We start from the raw sequence: 9791 nt of genomic DNA, 5'->3' as shown, positions 1-9791 counted from the left end.
GCCGCAGAGCTGACCGCCCCGGCGCCCCGGGCGGCCGGCCCGGCATCCGGGCCGGCCGCCCGCGCTACCTTGCCGCCGGGCCCTGCGGGTCCGCGGGATCGGCCGGATGCGGCGCCATCGGCAGCAGCGACGCCAGCCGCGCCTCGCACAGCCGCACCAGCTCCGCGTACGCCTCCGCGCCCATGAGCTCGACCAGCTCCGCCCGGTACGACACGTACACCGGCTGCCCGGCACCGTGCGCCGACGTCGCCGACGTGCACCACCAGTGCAGGTCGTGCCCGCCCGGCCCCCAGCCCCGCCGGTCGTACTCGCCGATCGAGACCTGCAGCACCCGCGTGTCGTCCGGCCGGTCGATCCACTCGTATGTGCGCCGGATCGGCAGCTGCCAGCACACGTCCGGCTTCGTCTCCAGCGGCTCGCGCCCCTCCCGCAGCGCCAGGATGTGCAGCGAGCACCCCGCGCCCGCGGGGAACCCCGGCCGGTTGAGGAAGATGCAGGCCCCCTCCCACCGGCGGGTCTGCCGCTCCCCGTCCTCGTCCTTCTGCACCCACCCGGTGCCGGTGCCCACGTCGTGGAACTGCCACAGCTCCGGTGAGAGCCGGGACACGTGCTCCGCGACCCGCTTCTCGTCGTCCTCGTCCGAGAAGTGCGCGCCCAGCGTGCAGCAGCCGTCCGAGGCCCGGCCGGCCTGGATACCCTGGCAGCCGCTGCCGAAGATGCACGTCCAGCGCGAGGTCAGCCACGTCAGGTCGCAGCGGAAGACCTGCTCGTCGTCCGCCGGGTCCGGGAACTCCACCCAGGCCCGGGGGAAGTCCAGGCCGGTCTCGTCGCCCGGGGCCGCAGCGGGTCCGACCGCCTCGGCCTTCTTGCCGCTCTTGCCGCTCTTGCCGTTCCGGGGCTTGTCGGCCTTCTTGGTGTGTGGCACGCAACCAAGCCTATGCCGCTCTTCGGCCGCCCCCGGCTCCTGCCGCACAGTAGCGTTTCCCCGTATGAGACTCGGTGTCCTGGATGTGGGGTCGAACACGATCCACCTGCTGGTGGTGGACGCGCACCCCGGCGCGCGCCCGCAGCCGGCGCACTCGCACAAGGTCGAGCTGCGGCTCGCCCAGCTGCTCGACGCGCACGGGGCGGTCACCCCCGACGGCATCGAGCTCCTCGTCTCGGCCATCGCCGCAGCGGTGCAGGCCGCCGAGGACAAGGGCTGCGAGGACGTCCTGCCCTTCGCGACCAGCGCCGTGCGCGAAGCCACCAACGCCGACGAGGTGCTGGCCCGGGTCAAGGCCGAGACCGGTGTCGACCTGCCCGTCCTCAGCGGCGAGGACGAGGCCCGGCTCACCTTCCTGGCCGTCCGCCGCTGGTTCGGCTGGTCGGCGGGCCGGCTGCTCGTCCTCGACATCGGCGGCGGCTCCCTGGAGATCGCGTACGGCATCGACGAGGACCCGGACGCGGCCGTCTCCCTCCCGCTCGGCGCGGGCCGCCTCACCTCGGCCTGGCTGCCGGGAGACCCGCCGGAGCCGGCCGACATCCGCGCCCTGCGGCGGCACGCACGGGCCCAGATCGCCCGCGTCGTCGGCGAGTTCAGCCGCTTCGGGACCCCCGACCACGTCGTGGCCACCTCCAAGACGTTCAAGCAGCTGGCCCGCATCGCCGGCGCCGCCCGCTCCGGGGACGGCGTCTACACGCAGCGCGAACTCTCGCGCAAGGCGCTGGAGGAGTGGGTGCCCAAGCTCTCCGGGATGACCGCCGAGCAGCGCTCCACCCTGCCCGGTGTCTCCGAGGGCCGCGCCGCCCAGCTGCTGGCCGGGGCGCTGGTCGCCGAGGGCGCCATGGACCTCTTCGGCATCGACGAGCTGGAGATCTGCCCGTGGGCGCTGCGCGAGGGCGTCATCCTGCGCCGCCTGGACCACCTGCCCACCTGATGCCGCGGCCGCCCCGGCCTTCCCGGCCGCCCCGGCCGGCCGCGGCGGCCGGTCTGCCCCCGGCCGTGCGGGGCCCGTACCCTGTCCCCGTGGCAGAACCCGTCCGAGTCCCGACCGCGAAAGTCGCCCTCTCCACCGCCTCCGTCTACCCGGAGTCGACGGCGACCGCCTTCGAGATCGCCGCGCGCCTCGGCTACGACGGCGTGGAGGTCATGGTCTGGACGGACCCGGTCAGCCAGGACATCGACGCGCTGCGCCGCCTCTCCGACCGGCACGGCGTGCCGATCCTCGCCGTCCACGCGCCCTGCCTGCTGATCACCCAGCGCGTCTGGTCGACCGACCCGTGGATCCGGCTCCGGCGGGCGCAGGCCGCGGCCGAGCGGCTCGGCGCGAGCACCGTCGTCGTCCACCCCCCGTTCCGCTGGCAGCGCCAGTACGCCCGGGACTTCGTCACCGGCATCTGGCGGATGGCCGACGAGACCGACGTCCGGTTCGCCGTCGAGAACATGTACCCCTGGCGCTACCGCGACCGCGAGATGCTCGCCTACGCGCCCGAGTGGGACGTCACCAAGGACAACTACCGGCACTTCACCGTCGACCTGTCGCACACCGCGACCGCCCGCACCGACGCCACCGCGATGGTCGACCGGATGGGCGACCGCCTGGCGCACGTCCACCTCGCCGACGGGAACGGCTCCGCGAAGGACGAGCACCTCGTCCCCGGCCGCGGCACCCAGCCCTGCGCCGAGCTGCTGGAGCGGCTCGCCGCCAACTCCTTCGACGGGCACGTCGTCATCGAGGTCAACACCCGCAGGGCCATGTCCTCAGCCGAGCGCGAGGCCGACCTCGCCGAAGCCCTCGCCTTCACGCGGCTCCACCTCGCCACCTCCCCGGCGCGCCGCCCGTGACCGGGCCCGCACCCGAACCGGGCGGGCGGGCGCAGCCGCCTCGCCGCCGCGGCCCCGGCCGCCCCCGGCAGGACGAGGCCGCCGAGGGCCCCGGCACGCAGGAGCGGATCCGCCTCGCCGCCCGCTCCGAGTTCGCCGCGCGCGGCTACGACAAGACGTCCGTACGCGGGATCGCCAAGGCCGCCGGCGTCGACCCGGCCCTCGTCCACCACTACTTCGGCAGCAAGGACGACCTCTTCGCCGCGGCCGTCGAGCTGACCATGGAGCCGGCGCTCGTCGTCCCCGCCGTCGTCGGCGAGGGACCCGACGGCATCGGCGAGCGCCTTGCCCGCTACTTCCTCGGCATCTGGGAGAACCCCGCCACCCGGGCCCCGCTCCTGGCCGTGATCCGATCCGCCCTCACCCACGAGGCCGCGGCGAAGGTCCTGCGCACCCTGGTGCTGCGGCGCGTCCTGGAGCGGGTCGCCGCCGACCTCGACGTCCCCGACCCCACCTTCCGCGCCGAACTCGCCGCCTCGCACATGGTCGGCATCGCCGTCCTGCGGTACGTGGTCCAGGTAGAGCCCCTCGCGTCCGCCGACCCGGAGGCGATCGTCGCCCTCGTCGCGCCCACCCTGCAGCGGTACCTGACCGAGGACTGACCCTGCCGTCCCGGCATCCGGACCGGCTGTCCGCATCCCGGTCCGGGGGCGTAGCCTCGTAACCGAGCCATATCCGCAGTCGCGGCGGCGCCCCGGCGCCCCCGCACTCATGGGGAGTGAACCCGATGCCCGAGCTGAGGTCCCGCACTGTCACCCACGGCCGCAACATGGCGGGCGCCCGCGCCCTCATGCGAGCGTCGGGCGTAGCGAGCGAGGACATCGGGAAGCCGATCGTCGCGGTCGCCAACTCCTTCACAGAGTTCGTCCCCGGCCACACCCACCTCGCCCCGGTCGGCCGGATCGTCTCCGACGCCATCCGCGCGGCCGGAGCCGTCCCCCGCGAGTTCAACACCATCGCCGTCGACGACGGCATCGCCATGGGCCACGGCGGCATGCTCTACTCGCTGCCCTCGCGCGACCTGATCGCCGACTCCGTCGAGTACATGGTCGAGGCGCACTGCGCCGACGCCCTGATCTGCATCTCCAACTGCGACAAGATCACCCCCGGCATGCTGATGGCCGCGATGCGCCTGAACATCCCGGTCGTCTTCGTCTCCGGCGGCCCCATGGAGGCAGGCCAGGCCACCCTCGTCGACGGCACCGTCCGCAAGCTCGACCTGATCAACGCCATCGTCGACGCGGTCAACGAGAACGTCTCCGACGAGGACGTCCTGCGCATCGAGGAGAACGCCTGCCCCACCTGCGGCTCGTGTTCCGGCATGTTCACCGCCAACTCGATGAACTGCCTCGCCGAGGCCATCGGCCTCGCCCTCCCCGGCAACGGCTCCGTCCTCGCCACCCACACCGCCCGCCGCGCCCTCTACGAGCAGGCCGGCCGCACCGTCGTCGAGATCACGAAGCGGTACTACGAGGACGGCGACGAGTCCGTCCTGCCCCGCAACATCGCCACCCGCGAGGCCTTCGAGAACGCCATGGCCCTCGACATCGCCATGGGCGGCTCGACCAACACGATCCTGCACCTCCTGGCCGCCGCCCAGGAGGCCGGCCTCGACTACGACCTGAAGGACATCGACGCCGTCTCCCGGCGCGTCCCCTGCCTGGCCAAGGTCGCCCCGAACGTCGCCCCCGGCGGCACCTACTACATGGAGGACGTCCACCGGGCCGGCGGCATCCCCGCCATCCTCGGCGAACTGCACCGCGGCGGCCTCCTCAACAAGGACGTCACCACCGTCCACTCCCGGGGCCTGGAGGACTGGCTCGCCACCTGGGACGCCCGCTCCGGCACCGCCTCCGAGGAGGCGATGGAGCTGTGGCACGCCGCCCCCGGATGCAAGCGCTCCGCGACGGCCTTCTCCCAGTCCGAACGCTGGGAGTCCCTCGACCTCGACGCCGAGAACGGCTGCATCCGCTCCGTGCAGCACGCGTACAGCAAGGACGGCGGTCTCGCCGTCCTCAAGGGCAACATCGCCGTCGACGGCTGCGTCGTGAAGACCGCCGGCGTCGACGAGTCGATCTGGACCTTCGAGGGCCCGGCCGTCGTCTGCGAATCCCAGGACGAGGCCGTCGAGAAGATCCTCTCCAAGCAGGTCAAGGAGGGCGACGTCGTCGTCATCCGCTACGAGGGCCCCAAGGGCGGACCCGGCATGCAGGAGATGCTCTACCCGACCTCCTTCCTCAAGGGCCGCGGCCTCGGCAAGGCCTGCGCCCTGATCACCGACGGCCGCTTCTCCGGCGGCACCTCCGGCCTGTCCATCGGCCACGCCTCCCCGGAGGCCGCCTCGGGCGGCACGATCGCCCTCGTCGAGGACGGCGACCGCATCCGCATCGACATCCCGAACCGCTCGATCGACCTCCTCGTCGACGAGGCCGTGCTGGAGGCCCGCCGCGAGGCCCTCGGCGGCGTCTACGCCCCGAAGAACCGCGAACGCAAGGTCTCGGCGGCCCTCCGCGCCTACGCGGCGATGGCGACGAGCGCCGACAAGGGCGCGGTCCGCGACGTCTCGAAGCTGACGGGCTGACGCAGGCACGGCCCGGCCCCGGCCACCGCACCGGCGGCGGCCGGGGCCGGGCCGTCTCTTCCGGATCATGCTCGCCGGGCTCCGCTGGGAGGTCCCCCCCGAGCCCGCGGATCCGAAAGAGACGACCCCGCGCACGCCCGGGCCCGCCGGGCCGCTACCAGGCGGCCGGGTTCGCCGGGTCCGCCGCGAAGACCGTGCCGTCCGGGGCCGAGGCGTAGACGCGGCCTGCCGCCGTGACCGGGGGTGGCAGGGCTGCCGTGAAGGTGTTCGGGGCGGCCGCCATGCGGGGCTTCGTCTGGCCGAGCGGGCGGCCCGCGGCCGCGTCCACCGCCAGCAGGCGGCCGTCCGGCGCGGACAGGAAGACGCGGCCGTCCGCGAAGACCGGCCGGGACGCCACCGCCAGGCCCGTCTCCAGCCGCCACTGCTCCTTCGCCGGGCCGATCGCCGCGAGCCCGCCCGAGGCGCCGAAGGCGTACACGACGCCGTCCGCGCCGACCGACGCCTGCGTCTGGTAGAGCGGGGTGCCGGGGCGCACCCGCTTGACGGCCCGGGTGGCGAGGTCGATCCGGACGACCGCCTCCGTCCTCCCCTCCAGGCTGCTGTCCAGCAGGAACAGCCCGCCCCGCGCCGCCCCGACCGGCTGGAGCAGCCCGGCCGTGCGCAGCTGCCAGCGCACCGCGCCGGTCGCCGGGTCCACCGCGGTCACCCGGGTCGCGGAGCCGTCGCCGTCGGGCACGGCCGCGTACAGGGCGGGCCCTGCCGACTCCTGCACACCGGCCCACCACTGGGTGCCGGTGCCGCCGACCTGCCCGGTCCAGCGGACCGCGCCGGTCGCCGGGTCCAGTGCGGTCGCCGCCCCCGACGCCGCCACGGCGAGGACGTGCCCGCCGGCCGCGACCGCCCGGGCTCCGCCGGGCAGCGGGTGCCGCCACCGCTCCGCACCCGTGCCCGGGTCCCGCGCCTGGAGCAGGCCGGCGCCCGGCGCCGCGGTGAGGACGAGCCCGCCCGCGAACAGGGGGGCCTCCTGCGCGGTCCCGGGTGCGCTCCGGCCGGCGGCCGGCACGCTCCACACGGCCGTCCCGTCCGCCGGGTCGAGCCGGACCGCGGCCAGGCCCGCGCCCGCGCAGTACAGGGCGGTTCCGTCCGCCGCGCACGCGGCGCCCGCACCGCCCTGCGCCGGTCCGCCCGGGGTGACGGCCCAGGGGGCCGGCGACTGCTGCGAGGGTGCGCTCCGGCCGGCGGTGCGGGCGGCCGGGGACTCGCCGCCGTCCGAGCGGGCCGCGTACACGCCGCCCGCCGCCAGGGCGGACGCCGCCAGCACCGCGGCCGCGACGGCACCGCGCCGCCGCGGCCGGCGCCGGGCTGGCCGCCCCGGCCGGCCGGCGCCACCCGGGCCCTCCGCGCCCCGGTCCGCGCCCGGGTCCGCGCCCGGTTCCGGCGCGCGGTTCCGTACGTGCGTGGCGTCCTCGGCGCCGGCCCGCCCCACCGCCTCCGCGGCCGGGCGGGGACGCGGCTGCGGGATGAACGCCTGCGTGTCCTCACCGGTCGGGTACGCGACCGCCCGCACCTCCGCGATCAGCTCCCCGGCGGTGGGCCGGTCCGCCGGGTCCTTCGCCAGGCACCGCGCCACGACCGGCGCGAGCCGCTCCGGCAGCCCGCTCAGGTCGGGCTCGCCGTGCACCACCTGGTACGCGACCAGGTAGTGGCTGTCGGAGTCGAACGGCCCGCGCCCGGTCGCCGCGTGCACCAGCACCGCCCCCAGGGCGAAGACGTCCGCGGCCGGGCCGACCTCGCGGGGCCGCTGGAACTGCTCGGGCGCCATGTAGGGCGGCGTCCCGATCAGCTTGCCGGTCTCCGTGCGCAGCTGGCTGTCCGCGGGCCGGGAGATCCCGAAGTCGATGACCCGGACCCCGTCGGGCGCCATCAGCACGTTCGCAGGCTTGAGGTCGCGGTGGACGACGCCCGCCCGGTGGATGTCCCGCAGCGCCTCCGCGAGCCCGGCCGCGAGCCGCGTCAGCTCGGCGGTGTCCAGGACCCGCTCGCGGACCCGCTCGGCGAGCGTCGGCGCGTCGATGAACAGGGTGGCCATCCAGGGCCGTTCGGCGTCCGGGTCGGCGTCCACGACGGGCGCCGTGAAGGCCCCGCTCACCCGCCGTGCGGCGGCGACCTCCTGGCGGAAACGCGCCCGGAACTCGGGGTCGACCGCATGCTGCGGATGCACGATCTTGACGGCGAGTTTCAGCCCCGACCCGGACGTGGCGAGATGGACGACGCCCATCCCCCCGGAGCCGAGCACCGCTTCGAGCCGGTACTGCCCGGCGTACTCCGGAAAGCCCACCCAGTCCGCACGCCGCGACTGCACCGCTCCACCACCCCCGCCGGAGCCTAGTCGATGGGCCCTACGGCGCCACAAGGTCCTGCTACCCTGCGCGAGTTGCGCACCGCAGCATTTCCGGGGGGAGATCACGCATGTCCGTCGAGAACGATTCCGGCCAAGTCCAGAGCCTGTCGTCCGGCTCCGGCTTCCCGACCTTTCCGGTCGCGCCGGGCTACCGGGTGAACGTCCGCAGCGGGCCGGGCACCAACCACTCCATCGTCCGCGTCCTGCCGTACGGCGCGTGGGTCGGCATCCGCTGCCAGTGCAGCGGAACGACCGTGACGGGCCCGTACGGCACGTCGGACATCTGGGACTGCATCGGGAACGGCGAGTTCGTCTCCGACACGTACGTGAAGACCGGCAGCGACGGCTACGTCGCCGGCGTCTGCGGCTGACCGGCCGGCCGGCGGCCCCGGGGGACGACACGCCCGGGGGCGCCGCCGGCCACCCGTCCGCGGCGTGAGACGCCGCGGCCCGGCCGCGCCGCCGGGGGATAATCGCCGCTGTGAGCGACGACCAGCCCGAGAAGACCCCCGCCGACCCGGCCGCGAAGGCCCCGGCGGCGGCGCCCGCCGGAGGCCCCGAGCCGGAGCCGATCCGCTTCTTCGGCACCACCTGGCTCCACCACGACGGCGGGTACGCCCTGCGCCGGGTCGCCGCGGGCGCCGGGTCGATCGTCACGGCCGCCGCCGCGGCCGTCCTGCTCCGCCTCTCCTACGAGGGCCTGGAGATCGGCGGCGTCGGCTCGTTCCTGAACGTCTCCGTCGTCGTCCTCTTCGCGGTCTGCAGCGCCATCGCCTTCGTCAAGACCTGGGAGTCCTTCGGCCGCCGGCCCGCGCCGTCCTCCGACGAGGCCGCGCTCAAGGGCCTGAAGACCATCGGTTTCATCGGCTCCCTCATCGCGTACTTCCTGCGCTGCTTCGCCGAAGCGCCCGGCGAGGGCCTGCGCCGCGCCGAGTACGAGCGCGCCGTCGCCGATTACGAGCGCCGCCGCAGCTCCCGTACGGGCAACCCGGCCGCGCGCCGCCCCAAGCGACACACGTAGCGCCGCCCACGACCGGGCCGTTGACGGGCGTGCACCCCCAGGAGCAATATTCATCGCATGATGAATAATCGGGGGGCCGGTCCGGCCCCGGACCCCGCCCCCTCGCCCGCGGCCGCGCCTGCCGTCCGCGCCCGCGGCCTCACCGTGCGCCGCGGCCCCGGCCGCACCCCCCGCACCGTCCTCGACGGGATCTCCTTCGACGTCCCCCGCGGCCGCATCACCGGCCTCCTCGGCCCCTCCGGCTGCGGCAAGTCCACCCTCCTGCGCGCGATCGCCGGCACCCAGGCCCACGTCACCGGCACCCTCGACGTCCTCGGCCGCCCCGCCGGCGACCCGGGGCTCCGCTCCCGCATCGGCTACGTCACGCAGGCCCCGTCCGTGTACGACGACCTGACCGTCCGGCAGAACCTCGACTACTTCGCCGCCGTCCTCGACCCCGGCCGCGCCGCAGCCGAGCGCCGCCGCACCGCCGTCACCCGCGCCCTCGCCGACGTCGACCTGGCCTCCCGGGCCGGCGCCCTCGCCGGCGACCTGTCCGGCGGGCAGCGCAGCCGCGTCTCCCTCGCCGTCGCCCTCCTCGGCGCCCCCGACCTGCTCGTCCTCGACGAACCCACCGTCGGCCTCGACCCCGTCCTGCGCCGCGACCTGTGGCACCTCTTCCACGACCTCACCACCGCCCGCGGCGCCACGATCCTCGTCTCCTCCCACGTCATGGACGAAGCCGAGCGCTGCCACGACCTCCTCCTGATGCGCGACGGCCGCATCCTCGCCCAGGACACCCCCGACGCCCTGCGCACCCGCACCGCCGCCGACACCGTCGAAGCCGCCTTCCTCCGCCTCGTCGACGAAGCCGCCGCCCCCGCAGCCGCCCTGGAGCAACCGCGATGACCACCCCCGCCGGAGCCTAGTCGATGGGCCCTAC

Annotated in this window: 9 protein-coding genes; 7 read left to right on the top strand and 2 right to left on the bottom strand. The window is 75.2% G+C overall.

Features of this window, described 5'->3' with window-relative positions:
• Positions 1 to 64: 64 nt before the first annotated feature.
• Positions 65 to 925 (bottom strand): hypothetical protein, encoded by an 861-nt coding sequence (locus tag EF903_RS21755; protein WP_125545677.1) that lies wholly within the window; start codon positions 923 to 925, stop codon positions 65 to 67.
• A 64-nt stretch (positions 926 to 989) separates the two neighbouring features.
• Between EF903_RS21755 and EF903_RS21750 the strand changes: the two genes are divergently transcribed.
• From EF903_RS21750 to ilvD, 4 genes are all read left to right on the top strand, one after another.
• The gene (locus EF903_RS21750; RefSeq protein WP_125545675.1) at positions 990 to 1919 is read left to right on the top strand and encodes a Ppx/GppA phosphatase family protein; all 930 of its coding nucleotides are present in this window, start codon (positions 990 to 992) and stop codon (positions 1917 to 1919) included.
• A gap of 89 nt (positions 1920 to 2008) precedes the next feature.
• On the top strand, positions 2009 to 2827 hold the full coding sequence (locus tag EF903_RS21745; protein WP_125545673.1) for a sugar phosphate isomerase/epimerase: 819 nt from the start codon (positions 2009 to 2011) through the stop codon (positions 2825 to 2827).
• Positions 2824 to 3468, top strand: a complete 645-nt coding sequence (locus EF903_RS21740; RefSeq protein WP_125545671.1) for a TetR family transcriptional regulator — start codon at positions 2824 to 2826, stop codon at positions 3466 to 3468. The genes EF903_RS21745 and EF903_RS21740 overlap by 4 nt, the downstream gene beginning before the upstream one ends.
• Before the next feature lie 125 nt (positions 3469 to 3593).
• Complete coding sequence (ilvD, locus tag EF903_RS21735) at positions 3594 to 5447, top strand: dihydroxy-acid dehydratase (RefSeq protein ID WP_125545669.1); 1854 nt, start codon at positions 3594 to 3596, stop codon at positions 5445 to 5447.
• Positions 5448 to 5601: 154 nt separating this feature from the next.
• Here the strand turns inward: ilvD and EF903_RS21730 are convergent, their stop codons facing one another.
• Positions 5602 to 7809, bottom strand: a complete 2208-nt coding sequence (locus tag EF903_RS21730) for a protein kinase domain-containing protein (protein ID WP_260615746.1) — start codon at positions 7807 to 7809, stop codon at positions 5602 to 5604.
• A 107-nt stretch (positions 7810 to 7916) separates the two neighbouring features.
• Between EF903_RS21730 and EF903_RS21725 the strand changes: the two genes are divergently transcribed.
• From EF903_RS21725 to EF903_RS21715, 3 genes are all read left to right on the top strand, one after another.
• Positions 7917 to 8219 carry a peptidase gene (locus tag EF903_RS21725; protein WP_125545667.1) on the top strand — a complete coding sequence of 101 codons (303 nt, stop codon included), beginning with the start codon at positions 7917 to 7919 and terminating at the stop codon, positions 8217 to 8219.
• Between the two features lie 110 nt (positions 8220 to 8329).
• Positions 8330 to 8869, top strand: coding sequence for a hypothetical protein (locus EF903_RS21720; RefSeq protein WP_125545665.1), 540 nt, complete (start codon positions 8330 to 8332; stop codon positions 8867 to 8869).
• Between the two features lie 57 nt (positions 8870 to 8926).
• On the top strand, positions 8927 to 9757 hold the full coding sequence (locus tag EF903_RS21715) for an ABC transporter ATP-binding protein (protein WP_399421384.1): 831 nt from the start codon (positions 8927 to 8929) through the stop codon (positions 9755 to 9757).
• Positions 9758 to 9791: the final 34 nt, after the last annotated feature.

The sequence above is a fragment of the Streptomyces sp. WAC05292 genome, assembly GCF_003949955.1.
Classification (GTDB): Bacteria; Actinomycetota; Actinomycetes; order Streptomycetales; family Streptomycetaceae; genus Streptomyces; species Streptomyces globosus.
This window is presented reverse-complemented; position numbering and strand designations above follow the sequence as displayed.